Below are 19,412 nucleotides of genomic sequence, written 5' to 3'. Positions count from 1 at the left end.
CCCAAGGAGATAGCTTTTATGAAGGATGAAATTATTCTGGTTGGGCCAGGGACTGATTCTATGGGGGGCGTTGCTACTCATATAAGGACTTTACAAACTTGTTTTGAAGAAGGTGGGAAGTCTGTTCTGATACACGATATTAGTGGAGGGAACGAAAAAAATTTCTTGTTAAGAAAGATTAAAGAGTTCAGTAAAATATGGAGATTGAGAAAGGTGACGAAAAATAAGAAGGACAGTGTGGTACATTTAAATCCTTCGATTTATTATGGTTCTTTAATGAAATTATGGCTTACCCTGTCGATAATTAAGCATGAAAATATTATTGTCCAATATCACGGTGGTTATTTTTCGGAGTTGAAATTATTTAAAAATAAGTTTATTAGATTTTTATTTAAAAAAATTAATACTAAACCCAAAAAAATTCTTTTTTTGAGTAAAGATCAAAAAATGGAGTTTGAGGATGTTTATCCAGATGTCAAAGTGAATGTGAGCCTAGTTCCAAATTTTATTGATGTTAGAGGAGTCGAGAAAAGAAATGTCTTTACTGATGGGAAAGTAAAGTTCCTTTTTTTATCCAGGTTAGTACAAGAAAAAGGTGTATTTGAAGTCTTAGAAGCAGCTAAATTACTTCAAGATAAAGAAGTGGAATTTACAATTATAGGTTCAGGACCTATAGAAGGACAAGTTATAGAATACATTGATAAAAATAATCTTCATGAGGTAGTCAAATTTGTAGGGGCAAAATTTGATAAAGAAAAAGAAGATTATTTGAGCACAGCCCATGTTTTTATACTTCCAAGTTGGAGGGAAGGAATACCATATTCGGTATTAGAAGCAATGAAATTTAGTTTAGCAGTTCTTTGTACTCCAGTTGGTGGGTTAAAAGAAATTATTATTGATGGAGATAATGGGTTATTTATACAAAAAGATTCAAATGATATATGTCAAAGAGTATTGTATCTGTTAGAGGATACAGATAAAATTAATCAATTTGGTGGAAATGCATTTGATTATGCGTCTAATTATTTATCTTATGAAAAAGCGTTTAATACATTTATGAGTATATATAGTGAAATGAAAAAAGCTTAGGAGGAAATAATTATGAAGAAAATATGTGTTGTAGGTTTGGGGTATATAGGATTACCAACTTGTGCAATGTTTGCAAAGGCAGGATTTCAGGTAACGGGAGTAGATGTTAATCCGTTAATAATTGATACAGTAAATGAAGGTAAAATTCATATAGAAGAAGTTGGATTAGGTGAACTGGTGAAAGAGGAAGTTTCAAAAGGGAACTTAAATGCAAGTTTAAAGCCAGTATTAGCTGATGTATATATTATTGCTGTTCCAACTCCTCATAATTACGACCATACTGCAGATTTAAAGTATGTACAATCTGCAGTAGAATCAATTAAACCATTTTTACAAAAAGGAAATATATTAATTGTAGAATCTACTATTCCACCACGTACAATTAACGATATTGTTGCCCCGGCAATAGAAGAGGCTGGTTGGAAAGTTGGAGAAGAAATTTATTTAGCACATTGTCCAGAACGTGTATTACCTGGAAGAATTCTTATTGAATTAGTAGAAAATGCACGAATAGTTGGAGGGATTAATGAAATCTCAGCTAATAAAGCAGCGGATATATATAAGAGTTTTGTAAAAGGAAATGTTATTACAACAACTGCAGTAACTGCAGAAATGGCTAAATTAATGGAAAATACATTTAGGGATGTAAATATAGCATTAGCCAATGAATTAGCTAAAATATCAGCGAATTTAGGGATTAACGCTCTAGATGTTATTAGTTTAGCTAATTTACATCCGAGAGTTAATTTACACACTCCAGGTCCAGGTGTTGGTGGTCATTGTTTAGCGGTTGACCCGTATTTTATCATTGAGAAAGATCCTCAAAACGCTCAATTAATTAGTGATGCTAGAGAAATTAATAACTCTATGCCGAGGTTTGTAGTTGAAAATGTTGGTAAAATATTGGGAGGAAGTCGTGGTAAAATTACGGTTATGGGCCTAACTTATAAGGGAAATATAGATGATGTACGTGAAAGTCCAGCTATGGAAATAGTAGAATTGCTAGGAAAAGAAGGCTATGAGGTGGCGGTTTATGATCCACATGTGGTACAAGAAGCAGTTCCTTATGAGTTAAAAACATTTAAAGAGGCAGTTGATAAAACGCAATGTATTTTAGTTTTATCAGACCATAATGAATTTAAGAATTTGGATGAGGAAATTATAATTAAAAGGGCAGAAAGACCGATAATTTTTGATACTAGAAATTGTGTGCAGATAAGTAATAAAGCTATTTTATATTACAATTATAATAATCTGCACGAAGCTATTAATAATTTAGTTTGCAAAAATATTTAGTAATGAAACAATTGTTAGGTGGCAGATATAAATGAATGTTTATAAATGGTATAGGGTATCAAGAGTACTTTATGAATGGAAAATTCCCTTTATTCCTAGCTTTATTACTTATCTTATTCGCTTTATATTTGGTTGCTATATTCCATTCTCAGCTCAAATAGGGAAAAAGACAACTTTAGGATATGGGGGACTAGGGATAGTCATTCATAGAAGGGCTATAATAGGAGATAATTGTATAATTAATGCTGGTGTTACCATAGGAGGCACATCGAAAAAAAACAATGTACCCAAATTAGGAGATAAGGTCTACGTGGGTACAGGTGCCAAAATATTAGGTCCAGTATCAATAGGAAATAATGTGGTAATTGGGGCAAATGCAGTAGTATTAAAGGATATTCCAGATAATTGTATGGTTGTGGGTATTCCTGCTAAGATAGTAAAAACTGATATTAATATTGATAGTTACCTTTAAATATGGATAGCCAGTAAAATTCTTAATATGAAAATTTGATAGAGAAATGTTGCTTCATATCTTAAGAGGTACCAATGATAAGGAGGAAAGGTTTGTGAGAAAAAAGATTTTTCTATGGGTTTTAAGTATTCTAGGTGTGCTTCTACTCGTAGGAGGAATATATGTTTATCGTGTTTATTCTAATGTATCAAGTACGTTAGATTCCGTGCATCAACCACTAAATCGCGATAAATCTGAAAAACGTGACCAAAAAATAAATCTTACTGATCAAAAGCCCATTTCAATTTTATTAATGGGAGTTGATCAAAGAGGTGAAGAGACCGGTCGATCAGATTCGCTTATGTTATTTACTTTGAATCCTAAAACTAAGTCTATGAAAATTACAAGTATTCCTCGTGATTCTTATACAGAAATCATTGGAAAGGATAAGAAAGATAAAATTAATCATGCTTATGCATTTGGTGGTATTGATATGGCTGTGAAAACAGTAGAAAATTTTCTTGATATCCCAGTTGATTATTACATTGAAGTAAACATGGCGGGCTTCAAGGATATTGTAAATGCTGTAGGTGGTGTAGAGGTTAATAATGATTTAGAATTTACATCAGTAGGTACACATTTTGAAAAGGGTAATTTACACTTAGATGGTGAAAAGGCTTTAAAATATACACGTATGCGCTACGAAGATCCACGCGGTGATTTCGGCCGTCAAATGCGCCAACGTCAAGTTATCCAGGCAGTAATTAAAAAAGGTGCAAGCGTCTCTTCTTTAGCAAGTTACGGTGATGTATTAAAAGCAATTGAGAAGAACGTAAAAACAAGCTTAACGCAAGATCAAATGTTTGATATCCAAAAGAACTATAAAGATTGCATGCAAAATAGTGAAGAGATCCAAATCCCAGGTGACGGCCACAAAGCGGCTGACGGTATTTGGTACTACTACGTTCCAGATGCAGCAAAACAAGATATAACGAATAAGTTAAGAGCACATCTTGAAGTGACCAAGTAATATGTAATAACCCAACTCCTTTGGAAGGAGTTGGGTTTATTTTTGCGTGAATTTATATTAGTATTATATATTGTGAGATTAATAGATGAGGTGAATCGATGAATAAGAAAGCAGTACTTGTCCTTGTTGTTTTTGTATTGTTTGTTGCTTCGATTGTGAGCGGTAAATTGTACTGGAATAAGAAGATTGCGAATGCAACAGGACAAACGAGTGAAGTAAAGAAAACAAAGGCTGAAGTGAAAGATAGCGGAGCGAAGAAAGAAGAGAAAAAGGAAGAGAAAAAACAAGATGCGAAGTCATCTTTTAATGAGGCATACGCGAAGAATTTGCCAGATGCAGTGAAAGAGAAGTTAAAGAAAGCTGCTGAGGATAAAAAGGCAGTAAATCTTGTTATCGTTGGTGATGAAGGTTCTTCATCTGAAAAAGGTGCTTGGGCAGCTAAGTTAACGTCTAATTTAGAAACTGCTTACGGTAAAGGTTTATGGAATGTGACTGTAAAGGAATATAAGGGTGAAAGTACAGAAGAGTTAATTGCGAATAAGCGTGATAAAGAGATCGCGAAAGAGAATCCAGATGTGATTTTATTTGAACCACCATTTATTACTGATAACGGTAAAACTGGTAATGGGAACTCTGTTGCGAGTACACAGAAGTTTGTTCAAGCACTTTCTACTAGTGCAAAGGGTGCTACGATTATGATTCAACCATCAAATCCAGTGTATGGTGCGAAAAATTATCCGAAAGCGATTGAAGCATTAAAACAATTTGCGACGCAAAATAATTATACATATATTGATCATTGGGGAGCATGGCCTGATGCAACAACAAAGGCAATTTTACCATACTTACAAGAAGAGTTTGGTTTCCCAAGTGCGAAAGGATATGACGTTTGGGCGAAATATGTAAGTGATTATTTCGTTGCTAAGTAAAAAGGAAGTTTCAAGGGGTAATCATTTCTGTTGTGATTGCTTCTTTTTTGTTAATAAGCTATAACAATGGAGGTATACTAATGGAAATACTTGTAACAGGCGGAGCAGGGTATATTGGTAGTCATACATGTGTAGAATTACTAAATAGCGGTTACGAAGTTATAGTAGTGGATAACCTTTCGAATAGCTCGGTAGAATCTATAAATCGAGTGAAAGAAATAACAGGAAAACAATTTAAGTTTTATAAAGAAGATGTTTTAAATCGCGAAGCGCTTGGCGCAATTTTTGAAGAAAATGCAATTGAAGCAGTCATTCACTTTGCAGGATTTAAAGCTGTAGGGGAGTCAGTAGCGATTCCATTAACATATTATCATAACAACATTACAAGCACGTTAGTGCTATGTGAAGTAATGCAGAAACATAATGTAAAGAAGATGATCTTTAGTTCATCTGCAACTGTATATGGTATCCCGGAAACGTCACCGATTACGGAGGAATTTCCATTAAGTGCAACAAATCCATATGGTCAAACGAAATTAATGATTGAGCAAATTATGCGTGATGTAGCATTTGCAGATGCAGAATGGAGTATCGCATTACTTCGCTATTTCAATCCATTTGGTGCACACGAAAGTGGGCGTATCGGAGAAGATCCAAATGGAATCCCAAATAACTTAATGCCATATGTAACGCAAGTAGCAGTAGGTAAGTTAAAAGAATTAAGTGTATTCGGAAATGACTATCCAACGAAAGATGGAACGGGAGTCCGTGATTATATTCATGTTGTGGACTTAGCAAGTGGTCACGTAAAGGCGCTTGAGAAAGTATTGAGTACAACAGGAGTAGATGCTTATAACTTGGGCACAGGCATGGGCTATAGTGTACTAGAGATGGTTGAAGCGTTTGAAAAAGTTTCGGGCAAGAAAGTCCCTTATAAAATTACAGAACGTCGCCCAGGTGATGTGGCAGTATGTTTTGCTGATGCATCGAAAGCAAAGCGTGAATTAGGCTGGGAGGCAACACGCGGATTAGAAGAAATGTGTGCAGATTCTTGGAGATGGCAATCAAATAACAAAGATGGTTATGAAGAGTAGGAGTGAAAGAGAGGGTATCGTCGACAAAATATGTTCGACAATACCCTCTCTTTTTTTATAGGATTTTTGCTATACTAAACTGTACTATAATCCATGATGGAAGGAGGAGAATGATGAAAATACTTGTAGTTGATGATGAATCGAGTATTCGTAATTTGATTCGGATGCAGTTGGAGATGGAAGGTTATGAAGTATTGGCAGCGGCTGATGGGAGAGAAGCTTTAGAGCGATGGAATGAAGGGCCGGATGTATTGATTTTGGATGTTATGCTTCCGGATACGGATGGGTATGAGTTGCTTCGTTTGTTCCGTGAGAGGGATAGGGATATTCCGGTGCTTATGTTAACAGCAAAGAGTCAGATGAATGATAAGTTGCTTGGCTTGCAGCTTGGTGCTGATGATTATGTGACGAAGCCGTTTAATTATGCGGAGCTTATTCTTCGGGTTAAGAATATGGCGCGGCGTGTAAAGAAGACGGAGACCGCTGTAAGTCATGAAGTAATTGAGGCTGGAGAGATAGTGATTTGTCCTAAGGAAAGAAAGGTACATGTGAGTGGACAAGAGATTCAGTTAACGTACCGAGAGTTTAATTTATGTCAGTTATTTGTTTCAAATCCGCAGCGTGTGTTTATGAGGGATGAGTTACTTGAGAAAGTATGGGGGTTTGAGTATATCGGAAATACGAGAGCAGTTGATATTATGGTGCAGAGACTTCGAAAGAAGCTTGGTACGAGCGGAGAATATATTAAGACAATTTATGGCGTTGGCTATAAACTGGATTGTTGAGTGGTGATGGTATGTCTTTAAAGCGAAATATGGTGTTTGGAATAGTTGGACTGTTAATTCCGATTTTTGTTCTTTTATATGCAGTTGTTTATATTACGTTAGAAAAGAATATGTATCATAACGCAGCAGATTCTTTAGAAAAGTTAAGTGTAGAAGCACAAATTTATACGATGAATTATTTAGAGAAGGAAGCAGAAGTGGATACGCTTGGTCCTAATTCACTTTTAATTGCGTCGTATTTAGCGAAGCGTATGGATGTCCGTGTGCAGATGATCGGGAAGAATGGCGATGTTGTTGCAGATACACAAAAAGGAGCATTGCTTCACCGTAACATCGACATTGAGAGTTCTTTGAAGGGGAAGAAGTCTTATGTTTTTGAGGAGGCGGATCCGGCTCCCATTCTTTTGTTTTCAAGCCCGGTTTATTATGGAAACGATGTCATTGGAAGTATTCGTTTTATAAATGAGTTAACGGGTGAGAAGGAAGTTTTAACAAATGTGAGCTGGACGTTTTTAATGACATCTCTTTGTTTAATAGCTGCGGGTATTTTCTTTGCAATTCGTTTGGCAAAGTCTCTTCATAAACCAATTGATCAGTTGAGACAAATGGCACAGCGGCTCGCGAATGGTGATTATAAGAGTAAGATTGAGTTAAATGAGTACGTGGAAATCGCTCAGCTTTCAGCATCTTTTAACGCGATGGCTGATGGAATTGAGCTGCATATTAAGCAATTGCAGGAGGAGAAAGAGAAGCAGAAAGATTTCCTAGACCGCATTACGCATGAGCTGAAAACACCGCTAACGGCAATTATCGGTTATGTTGATTTAATTCCGAAGTTACAATCGAAAGAAGATGTACAGGAAAGTCTTCGTTATGTGGCTGTGGAAAGTGAGCGTTTATTATCACTTGTAGAGGAACTGCTTAAGTCTTCGAAATATGGGAAGAGTACGTTTGAAGTGTCTCCTACAGTTGTGAATATAAAGGAATTGGCAGAAGAAGCAGTTTCAATTGTGAAGCCTCGCCTAAATCAATTTGAAATTGAAGTGATAAATGAGTTAACGGGTGTACATGTTGTTGCGGATTTTGATAAGACGAAGCAAATTTTCTTAAATGTGCTTGATAATGCAATTAAGTATAGTGATGCTTCGCATATTCGTATGAATGTAATTGTAAATGAGCATGAGGCGAAGGTTTTTGTTCATGATGATGGGATCGGTATAGATGAAATGGTGCTTGCAGAGTGGAATGAGTCTCCGAAAGGAAAGGCACTTCCTTCTAGTTATGGGAATGGTTATGGTTTGTATATTTGTCAGGAGATTATGAATAAGCAGGGCGGAAGCATGCGGATTGAGAGTAGTGAAGAAATAGGTACTACAATATTCATTACATTTTTGCTTCCGAGAAGGATGGAAGATATAAAAAACTTGAAAGCGGTTAAATGATACATTTATGAAACAATTATGCGGTATTTTCGAAACAACGTTTTTTTATCTTGGAGGTAGGCAGAAATGAAAAGGCTATCATTTCAAATTCTTATGTTTGTCATTTGTATAATTGTTTCTCTTGTTTTGTTTTATGTTATGGAGAAGCAAATCTATAATCGAATCAACATTGTAAATGATAAACAAGCCGTTTTACAAAGGGTGAATGAATCTCTTCCAATTGAAGTGAAAGTAAGACATGAAAAGTGGGGAGAAATTGTTGTAACGGATGAAGTTCGTTTGCATACGATTGTTTCATTCTTTGACCGAATTCGAATAGAACCTGAGGGCGTTAAGAGCCAAGAACAAGTATTTACTGGAGAAGTAACGTACTTGAATGGACATAAGCGTACTTTTGCAGTAGGTGACTTGTTCCAGTATGGGGAAAATGTATACGGAAAGAATGGCATGGATCCGATGATTTCAGCACTTCAAACGTATTTGTTAAGCCTGTATTACACGCCAGAGCGTATTAGTGATTTCTTTGCTTCAGCAAAGGATGTCGTAGTACGTCAAGGTGATGTGGTACGTACTATCAATCTTACGCACATACTTGATTCTATTCGGTACGCAAAGCAAATTACAGATTACGGAGAAATTCAGAAGTTATTACAATCGCAGAATGAACCGATTGCTTATATTACAGCTTATAAAACAGGTAAGCGTGTAAAGAATGATCGTGAAGATATTCTTACGATTTCTGTGTATCCATCGTACTTTGTGGTGCAATATCTCGGTGATAATAACGGAAACGTCATGTATATGAAAGGCTCTCTAGCAGAGTTATTCGTAAAGGAGAATGCGTCATGAGAAAGATAGCCTTTTTCTTCTTTTTGCTAGTAATTGGAGGAGCGATGTCTAGTTGCTCTCGAGATACAACCTCTATTAAATATAGTAAAAATGGTCTCCCTATTTTGGATGATCGTCATATTGTTGCGTATGTAGCGGCTCGTGAGGAAGTTGGTGAAGCGTTACTTTCATCATTTTGTAAGCCACGCGGATGTACGTATGAATTTATTCGTCTTTCAACAGAAGAACTTCTTCGTAGAGTGGAAGAAGAAGCTGGCAATCCGAAGGCGGATATTATTATTGGCGGTACAGTAGATGCGCATCAAATGATGAAGCAAAAAAATCTTTCTATTCCTGTGATAAGCCAACATGCAAATCGTATTTCAAAGACTGTTAAAGATAAAGATGGTTATTGGTACGGTTATGAAGTGGAGAAGCTAGCAATTGCGATTAATAAAGAGCGGTGGAACGAGGAAATAGCGCCGCTCGGTCTCTCGTATCCGTTAAGGTGGAAAGATTTATTGAATCCAGTATATAAAGGAAAGATTGTCATGCCCGATCCAAATGTTTCAGGTACAGCATATACGTTTTTTCAATCACTTATTGATACGTTAGGTGAAGAGGAAGCGAAGGAATATGTGAAGAATCTGGCAGAACAAGTTGGAGAAGTAACAGTGAATGGTTATATCCCAGCAGAACTTGTTGCGAGCGGTGAATATATGATAGGCATCAACTTTATGGGAGATCAGAGAATGCTTCAAAAACAAGGCTTTCCTATTTTAAGTAACGAACCTGAGCAAACAGGGTTATCCGTTAATGCGATCTCTAAACTAAAACGTGCACCGAGTGGTATTATTGCGGATTTATTTATTGATTATTGTTTATCAGAAGAAGCGGGTCACATTTTAGAAAAAGTGTCGTTTGGCGTACCAACGATGTTTGCGAAGAATGAGAAAGAAATAGAAGGACAGCCGGTTAGAAGGACGAACCAAAATATATCAAATAGCGGGATAATCGAGATATGGAATAGACAGCGTCTCTCTCTGAAGTGAGAAAAGGAGACGAAAATATATGTTTAAATGGCTCAAGCCAGCACCTGCAATTGAAAGATTGCCAGCGGATATGATCGACCGTGTATATCGATTACTACGTATTCGTGTGTTAATCGGGATTTCAGTTGGATATGCTGCTTATTATTTAGTTCGTAGTAACTTTACGTTATCAAGTACGTACTTAGTACAAGAATATGGTTTTAGTACAGCTGAAATTGGTCTACTAGGTTCAGTAATGGCAATCGTTTATGGATTTAGTAAGTTCTTTATGGGGAATTTATCAGATAAAGCTTTCGCCCAGCGCTTTATCGCAGTCGGTTTATTCTTATCAGGGCTTGTAAATATTTGTTTTGGCTTTGCATCATCATTTGGGATGATTGTTACATTACTTGTTGTTAACGGTATTGTACAAGGTATGGGAGCACCACCTTGTAGTATTGTTATGACGAAATGGTTCTCAAAGAAAGAACGTGGTACGAAAACAGGTCTTTGGAATATTTCACATAACGTTGGTGGAATGCTTGTGCCACCACTTGTCGGAATTGGTGTAGGTATTTTTGGTGAAAACCATTGGCAAGGCGGCGTGTTTATTTTCCCTGCAATTATCGCAATGGTAATTTCAGTTCTTGTTTGGATTAATGCGAAGGATACACCAGAATCTGAAGGTCTTCCTCCAATTGATGAGTATCGTAATGACTATGAAAATCTTGAAAAAGCAGATAATGCTAACAAGATGTCACCAAAAGAAATTTTAATGAAGTATGTAGTGAAAAATAAATTTGTATGGTTCTTATGTATTGCGAATGCTTTTGTTTATTTAATTCGTTTCGGTGTTATTAACTGGGTTCCGCTTTATTTAACGACAGTTAAAGGATTTTCAAAAGCAGAAGCGCATGCGGCATATGCAATCTTTGAAGGTATGGCAATTCCAAGTTCATTAATCGTTGGTTTTTTAAGTGATAAATTATTTAAAGGAAAACGTATGCCATTATGTATTATTAGTATGGTTGGGGTTGTTATTGGTACGTTTATATATTGGCAAGCAACTAGCGTACTTGTTGTAAGTATTGCAGTTTCTATTATCGGTTGTTTAATTTATGTACCACAGTTCTTAATCGGTTTAAGTGCGATGGAATTAGTACCGAAATTTGCAGTAGGTACGACAGTTGGTATGTGTGGTTTATTCGGTTATGTAGGTGGAAGTCTTGTAGCTAACGCAGCAATTGGTGTTATTGTTGATCGTTCTGGCTGGGATGGTTGTTTCATCTTACTATTAACAGGAGCGGTTTTATCAACAATCTTCTTATTTATTGTTCAACGTGGACATGAGAGAAAAGATCCTAAAGTAGCGTAATATTTTGTTTGAAAAAGCTATCCAATTGTGTGTGATTGGATAGCTTTTATATTAGAAAAAACAAACAGTATGAAAAATTGCAGTTTAATATATAAATGATTTTTGTTAATTAATATAATTTTTTTAGATTCCATAAACCAAATAGATACATGGTTATACCGAAAAATCCGCCGCCACAGATGAAAATTACAACCTTAAATAAAGAAATAGAGATTTCCTCTGAACCTACATAGGGAAGGATATAATTCATAAAAACAAACATTTGAAAGCCCCAAAGCACACCTGCTTTTAAGCCAGCTTTTCTTAATTTTTTCTTGTGTTGTAAATATTCTTCTTTTGTTGCACATTCAGTATCACTTAAACCTTTTTTCTTGAATTTAAAGGCTAAGTAATTAGCGTAAATCATATTAGATAGAAAAATGAATATTGTCCCTATAGATATTGTGTGATTCATAGTATCAACAAGTAACATAATAAGCATTACCAACATATTTAACCACCACAAACCAATTCCAGCTACAGATAACTCTTTATTAATTTCTTGTTTTTGGTATTCATCTCTCTCACTTAGTGTTCCAACAAAACTATTATAAACTCTTTCTTTCCATTCAATTTTCATCATTTAATCTCCCTCCCAAAATAGACTATTTAAATCTGTTTTTAGTGCTTTTGCTAATTCGATACATAAGGCTAAAGAGGGATTATATTTCTTGTTTTCAATTAAATTTATTGTCTGTCTCGCCACGTTAACTTTTTTAGCTAACTCTAGTTGCGATAGCCCTTCAGATTTTCGATATTGTTTAACGTTATTCAAATATAACCCTCCCATTGATGGTTGTAGACCTCGTGTACCGAAATGTCATTTATATGTGACATTTTATAATTGAATAGATGAAATGTCAAATATATATGACAAAATAGCTATGGTGCAATTAGGAAAATGATTTTAATGATTCATTTTGGCAAGAAGTATGTTAATAAAGAATGGCTTCCATTCAATTAAAATTGCTCTTTTTCCTTTCCTTAAATCTATCTTAAAAGATATAATGTCATATTTCTAATCATTGGAATTTTTGTTACAATATAAATGGATGTGTAAAACTTTGTAAAAATAATGTAATAATATGTAATCTATTTTCAGAAAGTTTTATACAATTTTTATATTAAACTATTAAGTTATAAAAGGGAGCGAGAATATGTTACCAAATACGGTTCGTACTCCAAACAAGAAGAAGAAATGGATTATTATTGGGGTTATTGCACTAATTGTTATTGTAGCAGCAATTAATATTTTTGTTATGCAAGGGAAGAAGAAAGGAGCATCAACAAATGCTGATGCTGTAAGTTTTGAGAAGGTAACGGAGCGAAAGCTTAATAATACGAAGTTAATTTCTGGTCAGGTGAAGCCTGGTAATATTGAAAGCTTCTATGCAGATCCGGCCAAAGGGAAAGTGAAAGATATTGAGGTAAAAGAAGGGCAAGAGGTAGAGAAAGGCACGAAGTTATTCTCTTATGATAATGAAGAGATTAATCTTCAAATGAAGCAAGCTGAGCTTGATCAGAAGATGGCGGATATGCGTTATGATCAAGGGAAAAAGAAGATTGATTCATTGAAGAAAGAAATTAAGAAGGCGAAAGATAGCGGAGCTGGGAAAGAAGTAACAGATCAGATGGACGAGCAAGTAAACGAGTTAGAGATAGGGCAAAAAACAATTGACCTTGAGAAAGAAAAAGGGAAGTTGCAGAAAGAAGAGTTAAGTAAAAAGCAGAAAGAGCTTACGATTTATAGTAATTTCGCTGGTGTTGTTCAAAAGTTAGATAAAGATGCGGCACAAAGTTCATCTCAAGCGTTAGGTGGTCAAGGAAAATCGTTTTTACAAGTAGCTTCTAAAGACCCATTCCAAGTTCAAGGTACGTTAACTGAGCTTCAGAAGTCACAAATTCAAAAGGATCAAACATTCACTGTAACAGCGAAAGCAAATAATAAGAAGAAGTGGACAGGTAAGATTACAGAGGTAAGTGAGTTCCCAACGAGTGCAGAGATGGCGCAAGCTGGCGGCATGGGTGAAGCAACTCAAAATATGTCTCAGTATACATATAAAGCAAGTCTTGATAATCAAGATGGTTTATCTCCAGGTTACCACGTTTCTCTGCAAGTAAACTTAGAGAATAAGACGATGATTGCTGTTCCAAGTAAAAGCATTGTAGAAAAAGGCGATGATGCATTTGTTTATGTTGAGGATAAAGGGAAGATTCGTAAACAAAATGTGAAAAAAGGTTCTACTGATGGAGACTGGACAGAGGTTGTAGAAGGCGTAACAGTGGGGCAAAAGGTGGTTAAAAATCCTTCCGACGATGTGTATGACGGAATGGAAGTGAAAGAGAAATGATTACGTTAAATAATATTGCTAAAACATATTATCAAGGAAAATTGGCGGTGCCGATTTTGCATGGTATTAGTTTAACGATTCAGAGCGGTGAGTTCGTTTCGATTATGGGACCGTCTGGTTCTGGTAAGTCAACGCTTATGAATATTATTGGTTGCTTAGATCGTCCAACTGAAGGCGAATATAAGCTGAATGACGTGAATATCTTAACAGCAGACGAGTCAAAGCTTGCTTTAATTCGTAATGAATATATTGGGTTTGTATTTCAGCACTTTAATTTACTGCCTCGTCTTTCCGCGGTGGAAAATGTTGAGCTTCCGCTCGTATATGGTGGTGTGAAGAAAGCGGAGCGTCGTAAGCGCGCTTTGGAGGCGTTAGGTAAAGTTGGATTGGCAGATCGCGTGCATCATTTACCGAACGAATTGTCAGGTGGACAGAAGCAACGTGTAGCGATTGCAAGAGCGATTGCAAATAATCCGACGTTCATTATGGCCGATGAACCAACTGGTGCACTTGATACGAAGTCTGGTGAGCAAGTTATGGATATTTTCACGAAGCTTAATGCAGAAGGCACAACAATTGTTATGGTTACGCATGAAGAGGAAGTAGCAGCGTATTCTTCCCGCCGCATTGTACTGCGGGACGGGAAAGTTACAGAAGATAGAAGGTGTGCGGTATGAGTTTACTAGATAGTATAAAAATTGCCCTCTCTTCTATTTTAGCTCATAAATTGCGTTCAGCTCTTACGATGCTCGGTATTATTATCGGGGTAGGTTCAATTATTACTGTCGTTGCGATTGGGCAAGGCGGGGAAGCGATGCTGAAGTCGAAATTCGCAGGTTCTGGTGGTAATAACCTTATGCCAATTCAATTTAAACCAGATATTAATGATGAGTTTGCTATAGGTGGATTTGAAATGCCGAAGTTAACGGAAGAGGATATTTTGGAAGTAAAACAAGTGAAAGATGTTTCACATGTTATTACGACAAACCAGAATTCAGAGGTGCTTGATGTAAATGATAAAAAAGCAAACCTGAATGTTATTGGTCTTGATAATGAATATTTTGCGGTTAATAAAGTAAAGGTCGTAAAGGGACGTACTTTAAATGAATCAGATATTTCTCATGCAAATAACGTCGTGATGATTAGTACAAAAACAGAAGAGACGTTATTTAAGGGCGTAAATCCAGTAGGACAAATTATTGAGATGAAAGGACAACCGATGCAAATTGTCGGTGTGTATACATCTGATAATGAATTTATGGGATTTGAAATGGAAGAAGCGTTAATCCCTCTTACGTTATGGCCTGTTTTATACGGAACAGATGAAATTCAAAGTATCGCAATTCAAGCTAAAAATATAGACGATTTAGAAGCAGCAGGGAAACAAGCTGTTGATGTATTAAATAGTCGTAAGCCAAGTGAAATTCCGGGTAAATATGAACTGGTTAATTTAAAAGAATTCCAAGAAAATGTTTCTAAAGTTACTAACATTATGACGATGATCATCGGTGGTATCGCTGGTATTTCATTAGTTGTTGGTGGAATTGGTGTTATGAACATCATGCTTGTATCTGTAACGGAGCGTACACGTGAAATTGGTGTACGTAAAGCACTCGGGGCAACACGTAGTAAAATTTTATTACAGTTTTTAATTGAAGCTGTTATGTTAACACTTCTAGGCGGTTTAATCGGAATTGGTCTTGGGTATGGCGGAGCATATATCGTTTCTACATTCGCAAAATGGCCACCACTCGTTTCATGGGAAGTTGTCGTTGGAGGCGTACTGTTCTCGATGACACTCGGTATTATTTTCGGATTAATTCCAGCGAACAAAGCTGCAAAATTAGATCCAATTGAAGCATTGCGTTATGAGTAATTAATAGTGTAGTAGAACTACACATTACCGTTCTAATGGGCGGTTCGTAGCCTCTTGCGTGAGGAAGTGAACCGCCCGTTAGAACGGGTTATATAAATAGAAGGAGGCGTTATAATGGAAGCAAATATTAATACGCAAGATGTGGGTGCGAAGAAGCCATCATTATTAGGAATGATTACTTCTCCAGGTGAGCAATTTGAGAGAATGAAGACGAAAAGTCCGGTTTGGGGGGCATTTTTCCTTTTCATTATATTAACAGCTGTAATTGCAGGGATTAGCATGTATCAAGTAATGAATCATCCTGATGTAATGAGTGAGGTACCTGATGCCGAAGCGGCTAAAGTTGTTGGTTACTTCGGAATAGGAGCAGGTATTGTTGGTGGACTATTTGGTACTGCGATTTGGTTCTTCATTGCGGCAGCTATTTATAAAGTGATTATGATGTTTATGAGTAATGATACTTCATACATGAAATTATTATCTATTTATGTCTACACATATACGATTTCAATTTTAGGTGCAATTGTGAACTTTATTATTAGAATGATTATTGGTGGAGATATTGAAACTTCTTATACAAGTTTAGCAACTTTATTTGAGCCAGGTACAGTTGTTCATGGTGCTGCTTCATCATTCGAAGTTTTCAATATTTGGGCATTAGTTGTAATGGGATTAGGATTACATATTACGGCTGGATTAAGTAAAAAACAAGCAACGATTTTAATTGTTATTTTCTTTATTCTTTCAGTTGGATTTAGTAGTTTAAGTGGTCTAGCTCCAAAATTAGGTGCATAATTCATTCTTTTAGAAAAAGGTGACTCTTCAAAGGAGTCACCTTTTTTATTTTTACCCTTACTTCAAATACCAACAACAAAATTTCAAATACTATCTAGTGTAATTTCAAATTCCATCGGTAGTATTTGAAATTACTCACAGTGAAATCTTTTCTTTATTTTTATATTGTGAAGGTACCGCGGAATACTAGAAAGGTATACCTTTTAGAAACGGGTACTGTGTGAAGCCAGCGACTTTTACAGAGGCAGTTGTTTTGTATGAAGGAATGATTGTAAATCAAATAAAGAAATTAGGTATTCGCCAAGATTATGAAGAGTATTATCAATGTGGTTTAATTGGTCTTTGGCATGCGTATGAAAGATTTGATGCAAAGAAAGGGTATTTCCCTGCATATGCACTTGTAACGGTGCGTGGTTATATATTAGAAAGATTGAAGAAAGAATCTACTGTACAAGAAAGATGTGTATGTGTAGGTGAGTATGAGGATATTTTTCATTTTGAAGATGTTGAAATAAGAGTGAAGGATTTTATGAGTGTGTTAGATGAGAAGGAGAAGTATATTATTTTTGAACGTTTTTTTGTAGGAAAGACGATGGGAGAAATCGCTTTAGAGACGGAAATGACATATTATCAAGTAAGATGGATGTATCGGCAAGCACTCGAGAAAATGCGAGATAGTGTAAGAGGATAAAAATAGCAAATAGAATGGAAGTTAAGAAAATACTACCTTCCATTCTATTTGCTATTAAGGTGATGAATCTTGCATGTTCATTTGGGATAATACATATCCAGCTTTCCATAATTGCTGACTTAGCTTATGGGAACTAATTTGTATCGTTACGGTAGCTCCGTTTGAAAAATGAATTTTAGCTTGTTTAGCTTTTTTGAAAAACTCTATTGTATGAACATGTTTGAAGAAAAGCCAAATACAATTTGGAGAAGCAGGAGATTCTGTTGGGAAAGCGCAAATATATTCTCTATGATTGATCGGAATTGGAACGTTTTGTTTAAATTTAAATTTTGTTTTTACGGCATTACGTCTCCCTTGATAGGTAGAATGAATATTTGTTAGACAAGATTTCTGTATAAGTTGGAGAGCAGTCTGACAGGAGTAAAGATGGTTTCCGCTACTGTCGATGATTTTTGTACGGTAATAAGGGTGTTTACATGGTTCAAGCATCATTGTAGAACTAGAAATAAAAATGTTGTTTTCATTATCCATAATTCTATATCCTCCCTTATAATTTTCATTCTGAATATAATTATATATAAATTAAGTAAATTGGTTGTTAATATTCTATTTCATATTGTAAATTTTGGCTATTCGTTTACAATCAATAGGTGATAGTCTTTCTAATTTGCATCGCTTGTACATATATATGAAAATAGAAAAGAGTAGGCGGTGATATAGTATGAAGAAAAAGTATATTATTATGGCTTTAGTTGTCATCCTCCTAGTATATTTAGCAAACAGCAATCCGAGTAAAGGAGAATATACAGAATGGGCAGCGAAGCAGTTTATGAAGCGTAATGATGTGAGTAAGAAGCTAGATGAAGTTCAAAAAGAGAATGAAGAGGGTCTTCTTGGCGACTTGGCATCGGCCGGTAAAAAGTTAGCGAAAAAGTATGTTGAGCCACAAGTTGGGTTATTAATTGATCATTATACGAAGCGAAATGATTATATATTCTTCTCAACATATACGACTGAGTTTGATATAGGTGAAGAACATTATAAGTACGTATGCGTCGGTTTTTCAAAGATTTTTATTCCGATTGAAATGCCGAAGAAAAAAGACGAATCTGCAAAATGATGCAGATTCGTCTTTTTCATTTTATAGAGTAATTGGAATTTCAGATACATTTTTTTCTACAAGGCGAGCTCCCTTTTTTCTTGTATTTTCATCAATGGATGAAAATACAGATGAGGCAAGGATTGTATCCATTACTTGATTTACGACTTTTGCATCAATTGGTGTGATGGGCATATCGATAGAAAAAACGACTGTTTTTCCATCTTCTTTCGCGAAAATCAATTCCAGTACTTGCATGTGTTATTCCCTCCTTTGTATTTATCCCGCTATTTACGGGATTCGGGTCTGCCGGTTAAATTGCGAGCTAATAATCAGCGGGGATGAATAAAATCCCTACTGATCTGAAGTTTTACTTTATAGTTTAGAAAGATCTGATGTGCTTACAAGTTGTACAGCGTGAAGTGGTGATGCCTGTAAGGAAGCAAGAGCATGAGCTACGTTGTGTACTTGATCTAAGCTCGCATTTGTTTTAACACGTTTAAATTGTTTGCTCTTGAAAACTGTTTTGCCATTCTTATCTAATCCGTTGTTTAATACTAGACGTAAAGTTAAATCCATTACGATTGTTTCAATTGCCATGTGTATCACCTCCTTTCACTTTATAAATAGGGCGTGAATGTCATGTTTTGGCGTGAAATTTTTTCTTTTTTTTGGTACCCTTAAAAGATTAAGAGAGGAGAATTCTGGATAATGAATCGTAAATGGTTATTTTGGATTCCTGTATTACTATGGATGGGGCTGATTTTCTATTCTTCGGCACAACCATATAAAAAGCAGGATATGCGTTCAGATATTGAACAATATGTAAATGTTGAATTTGTAAAAGAGCATTTTTCATGGGTATCTATTGATTATGGTGGAGGAACCCCTGTTAGTATTGCGAATAAAGGTGTAGGCGGATTTATTGAGTTTTTCCTTCGTAAAGGTGCTCATTTTATGGTGTTCTTTATGCTAGGTTCATTGATTTATTACGCTTTTCATCGATCAGGTCATTCGAGGAAAAGATGTTTTATATATGCCATTCTTTTCGTTGCGGGTTATGCAACATTTGATGAAATTCACCAATGGTATACGGGGGACCGTACACCAATGTGGCAAGATTCATTGCTTGATACGTGCGGCGGATTAACGGGAATTATAATAAGTAATTGGTTTTGGAATAGAAAAAAGCGCTAATCTCATTTCGAGAT

Annotated in this window: 23 protein-coding genes; 18 read left to right on the top strand and 5 right to left on the bottom strand. The window is 35.8% G+C overall.

Annotated features, from left to right (window positions below; all coding sequences use genetic code 11):
* The first annotated feature begins 18 nt into the window (after positions 1-18).
* The 11 genes from BCG9842_RS26075 to BCG9842_RS26025 all read left to right on the top strand — a co-directional run bounded on the left by BCG9842_RS26075 (position 19) and on the right by BCG9842_RS26025 (position 11,350).
* Complete coding sequence (locus tag BCG9842_RS26075; protein WP_000650925.1) at positions 19-1,089, top strand: glycosyltransferase family 4 protein; 1,071 nt, start codon at positions 19-21, stop codon at positions 1,087-1,089.
* Positions 1,090-1,098: 9 nt separating this feature from the next.
* A complete protein-coding gene (locus tag BCG9842_RS26070; protein ID WP_041488137.1) occupies positions 1,099-2,385 on the top strand; it encodes a nucleotide sugar dehydrogenase in 1,287 nt (428 codons plus the stop codon).
* Positions 2,386-2,416: 31 nt separating this feature from the next.
* Positions 2,417-2,857, top strand: a complete 441-nt coding sequence (locus BCG9842_RS26065) for a serine O-acetyltransferase (protein ID WP_001103739.1) — start codon at positions 2,417-2,419, stop codon at positions 2,855-2,857.
* 94 nt (positions 2,858-2,951) lie between these two features.
* A complete protein-coding gene (tagU, locus tag BCG9842_RS26060; protein WP_001227555.1) occupies positions 2,952-3,866 on the top strand; it encodes a polyisoprenyl-teichoic acid--peptidoglycan teichoic acid transferase TagU in 915 nt (304 codons plus the stop codon).
* Between the two features lie 98 nt (positions 3,867-3,964).
* On the top strand, positions 3,965-4,795 hold the full coding sequence (locus BCG9842_RS26055) for an SGNH/GDSL hydrolase family protein (RefSeq protein ID WP_001034207.1): 831 nt from the start codon (positions 3,965-3,967) through the stop codon (positions 4,793-4,795).
* Between the two features lie 80 nt (positions 4,796-4,875).
* Positions 4,876-5,889 carry a UDP-glucose 4-epimerase GalE gene (galE, locus tag BCG9842_RS26050; RefSeq protein ID WP_000404864.1) on the top strand — a complete coding sequence of 338 codons (1,014 nt, stop codon included), beginning with the start codon at positions 4,876-4,878 and terminating at the stop codon, positions 5,887-5,889.
* Between the two features lie 113 nt (positions 5,890-6,002).
* A complete protein-coding gene (locus BCG9842_RS26045) occupies positions 6,003-6,674 on the top strand; it encodes a response regulator transcription factor (RefSeq protein ID WP_000699556.1) in 672 nt (223 codons plus the stop codon).
* Positions 6,675-6,685: 11 nt separating this feature from the next.
* On the top strand, positions 6,686-8,116 hold the full coding sequence (locus BCG9842_RS26040) for a HAMP domain-containing sensor histidine kinase (protein WP_000054006.1): 1,431 nt from the start codon (positions 6,686-6,688) through the stop codon (positions 8,114-8,116).
* Between the two features lie 66 nt (positions 8,117-8,182).
* Entirely contained in the window at positions 8,183-8,965 is a 783-nt protein-coding gene (locus BCG9842_RS26035; RefSeq protein ID WP_000826606.1) for a DUF3919 family protein, read from the top strand.
* Positions 8,962-9,996 (top strand): ABC transporter substrate-binding protein, encoded by a 1,035-nt coding sequence (locus BCG9842_RS26030; protein WP_001225641.1) that lies wholly within the window; start codon positions 8,962-8,964, stop codon positions 9,994-9,996. Before BCG9842_RS26035 ends, BCG9842_RS26030 begins: the two co-directional genes overlap by 4 nt.
* 19 nt (positions 9,997-10,015) lie before the next feature.
* Entirely contained in the window at positions 10,016-11,350 is a 1,335-nt protein-coding gene (locus BCG9842_RS26025; RefSeq protein WP_000477603.1) for an MFS transporter, read from the top strand.
* Positions 11,351-11,459: 109 nt separating this feature from the next.
* Here BCG9842_RS26025 and BCG9842_RS26020 read toward each other — a convergent pair whose 3' ends face one another.
* Both BCG9842_RS26020 and BCG9842_RS26015 read right to left on the bottom strand, forming a co-directional pair.
* Positions 11,460-11,972 carry a DUF3278 domain-containing protein gene (locus BCG9842_RS26020; protein ID WP_000975590.1) on the bottom strand — a complete coding sequence of 171 codons (513 nt, stop codon included), beginning with the start codon at positions 11,970-11,972 and terminating at the stop codon, positions 11,460-11,462.
* Positions 11,973-12,164 (bottom strand): helix-turn-helix transcriptional regulator, encoded by a 192-nt coding sequence (locus BCG9842_RS26015; RefSeq protein WP_001067014.1) that lies wholly within the window; start codon positions 12,162-12,164, stop codon positions 11,973-11,975. It abuts the gene before it with no gap.
* Between the two features lie 382 nt (positions 12,165-12,546).
* Here BCG9842_RS26015 and BCG9842_RS26010 point away from each other — a divergent pair, with 382 nt between their 5' ends.
* From BCG9842_RS26010 to BCG9842_RS25990, 5 genes are all read left to right on the top strand, one after another.
* Positions 12,547-13,740 (top strand): efflux RND transporter periplasmic adaptor subunit, encoded by a 1,194-nt coding sequence (locus BCG9842_RS26010; protein WP_000937327.1) that lies wholly within the window; start codon positions 12,547-12,549, stop codon positions 13,738-13,740.
* Complete coding sequence (locus BCG9842_RS26005; protein ID WP_000631619.1) at positions 13,737-14,417, top strand: ABC transporter ATP-binding protein; 681 nt, start codon at positions 13,737-13,739, stop codon at positions 14,415-14,417. Before BCG9842_RS26010 ends, BCG9842_RS26005 begins: the two co-directional genes overlap by 4 nt.
* Positions 14,414-15,616 (top strand): ABC transporter permease, encoded by a 1,203-nt coding sequence (locus tag BCG9842_RS26000; RefSeq protein WP_000054361.1) that lies wholly within the window; start codon positions 14,414-14,416, stop codon positions 15,614-15,616. The genes BCG9842_RS26005 and BCG9842_RS26000 overlap by 4 nt, the downstream gene beginning before the upstream one ends.
* Positions 15,617-15,730: 114 nt before the next feature.
* On the top strand, positions 15,731-16,411 hold the full coding sequence (locus BCG9842_RS25995; protein WP_000387918.1) for a Yip1 family protein: 681 nt from the start codon (positions 15,731-15,733) through the stop codon (positions 16,409-16,411).
* Positions 16,412-16,631: 220 nt separating this feature from the next.
* Positions 16,632-17,102 carry a sigma-70 family RNA polymerase sigma factor gene (locus BCG9842_RS25990; RefSeq protein ID WP_000801295.1) on the top strand — a complete coding sequence of 157 codons (471 nt, stop codon included), beginning with the start codon at positions 16,632-16,634 and terminating at the stop codon, positions 17,100-17,102.
* 54 nt (positions 17,103-17,156) lie between these two features.
* On the opposite strand, the gene BCG9842_RS25985 is transcribed toward BCG9842_RS25990, so the two are convergent.
* Positions 17,157-17,633 carry a competence protein ComK gene (locus tag BCG9842_RS25985; RefSeq protein WP_000368310.1) on the bottom strand — a complete coding sequence of 159 codons (477 nt, stop codon included), beginning with the start codon at positions 17,631-17,633 and terminating at the stop codon, positions 17,157-17,159.
* A 190-nt stretch (positions 17,634-17,823) separates the two neighbouring features.
* Here BCG9842_RS25985 and BCG9842_RS25980 point away from each other — a divergent pair, with 190 nt between their 5' ends.
* Positions 17,824-18,222: a DUF4359 domain-containing protein gene (locus tag BCG9842_RS25980; protein ID WP_000731400.1), complete on the top strand. Its 399-nt coding sequence runs from the start codon at positions 17,824-17,826 to the stop codon at positions 18,220-18,222.
* 21 nt (positions 18,223-18,243) lie between these two features.
* Here BCG9842_RS25980 and BCG9842_RS25975 read toward each other — a convergent pair whose 3' ends face one another.
* Both BCG9842_RS25975 and BCG9842_RS25970 read right to left on the bottom strand, forming a co-directional pair.
* Positions 18,244-18,459 carry a DUF2922 domain-containing protein gene (locus BCG9842_RS25975; protein WP_001197587.1) on the bottom strand — a complete coding sequence of 72 codons (216 nt, stop codon included), beginning with the start codon at positions 18,457-18,459 and terminating at the stop codon, positions 18,244-18,246.
* A gap of 117 nt (positions 18,460-18,576) precedes the next feature.
* Positions 18,577-18,801, bottom strand: a complete 225-nt coding sequence (locus BCG9842_RS25970; RefSeq protein WP_000963861.1) for a DUF1659 domain-containing protein — start codon at positions 18,799-18,801, stop codon at positions 18,577-18,579.
* A gap of 111 nt (positions 18,802-18,912) precedes the next feature.
* On the opposite strand from BCG9842_RS25970, the gene BCG9842_RS25965 reads away from it, so the two are divergent.
* Positions 18,913-19,398, top strand: a complete 486-nt coding sequence (locus BCG9842_RS25965; protein WP_001080704.1) for a VanZ family protein — start codon at positions 18,913-18,915, stop codon at positions 19,396-19,398.
* Positions 19,399-19,412 lie beyond the last annotated feature (14 nt).

The sequence above is a fragment of the Bacillus cereus G9842 genome, from assembly GCF_000021305.1.
Taxonomy (GTDB): domain Bacteria; phylum Bacillota; class Bacilli; order Bacillales; family Bacillaceae_G; genus Bacillus_A; species Bacillus_A thuringiensis_S.
This window is presented reverse-complemented; position numbering and strand designations above follow the sequence as displayed.

Bases quoted from the DNA above. Each gene is read 5' to 3' on its own strand.
- BCG9842_RS26075 (WP_000650925.1), top strand. From the start codon at position 19: ATGAAGGATGAAATTATTCTGGTTGGGCCAGGGACTGATTCTATGGGG.
- BCG9842_RS26065 (WP_001103739.1), top strand. From the start codon at position 2,417: ATGAATGTTTATAAATGGTATAGGGTATCAAGAGTACTTTATGAATGG.
- BCG9842_RS26055 (WP_001034207.1), top strand. From the start codon at position 3,965: ATGAATAAGAAAGCAGTACTTGTCCTTGTTGTTTTTGTATTGTTTGTT.
- galE (WP_000404864.1), top strand. From the start codon at position 4,876: ATGGAAATACTTGTAACAGGCGGAGCAGGGTATATTGGTAGTCATACA.
- BCG9842_RS26045 (WP_000699556.1), top strand. From the start codon at position 6,003: ATGAAAATACTTGTAGTTGATGATGAATCGAGTATTCGTAATTTGATT.
- BCG9842_RS26040 (WP_000054006.1), top strand. From the start codon at position 6,686: ATGTCTTTAAAGCGAAATATGGTGTTTGGAATAGTTGGACTGTTAATT.
- BCG9842_RS26035 (WP_000826606.1), top strand. From the start codon at position 8,183: ATGAAAAGGCTATCATTTCAAATTCTTATGTTTGTCATTTGTATAATT.
- BCG9842_RS26030 (WP_001225641.1), top strand. From the start codon at position 8,962: ATGAGAAAGATAGCCTTTTTCTTCTTTTTGCTAGTAATTGGAGGAGCG.
- BCG9842_RS26025 (WP_000477603.1), top strand. From the start codon at position 10,016: ATGTTTAAATGGCTCAAGCCAGCACCTGCAATTGAAAGATTGCCAGCG.
- BCG9842_RS26020 (WP_000975590.1), bottom strand. From the start codon at position 11,972: ATGATGAAAATTGAATGGAAAGAAAGAGTTTATAATAGTTTTGTTGGA.
- BCG9842_RS26010 (WP_000937327.1), top strand. From the start codon at position 12,547: ATGTTACCAAATACGGTTCGTACTCCAAACAAGAAGAAGAAATGGATT.
- BCG9842_RS26005 (WP_000631619.1), top strand. From the start codon at position 13,737: ATGATTACGTTAAATAATATTGCTAAAACATATTATCAAGGAAAATTG.
- BCG9842_RS26000 (WP_000054361.1), top strand. From the start codon at position 14,414: ATGAGTTTACTAGATAGTATAAAAATTGCCCTCTCTTCTATTTTAGCT.
- BCG9842_RS25995 (WP_000387918.1), top strand. From the start codon at position 15,731: ATGGAAGCAAATATTAATACGCAAGATGTGGGTGCGAAGAAGCCATCA.
- BCG9842_RS25985 (WP_000368310.1), bottom strand. From the start codon at position 17,633: ATGGATAATGAAAACAACATTTTTATTTCTAGTTCTACAATGATGCTT.
- BCG9842_RS25980 (WP_000731400.1), top strand. From the start codon at position 17,824: ATGAAGAAAAAGTATATTATTATGGCTTTAGTTGTCATCCTCCTAGTA.
- BCG9842_RS25975 (WP_001197587.1), bottom strand. From the start codon at position 18,459: ATGCAAGTACTGGAATTGATTTTCGCGAAAGAAGATGGAAAAACAGTC.
- BCG9842_RS25970 (WP_000963861.1), bottom strand. From the start codon at position 18,801: ATGGCAATTGAAACAATCGTAATGGATTTAACTTTACGTCTAGTATTA.
- BCG9842_RS25965 (WP_001080704.1), top strand. From the start codon at position 18,913: ATGAATCGTAAATGGTTATTTTGGATTCCTGTATTACTATGGATGGGG.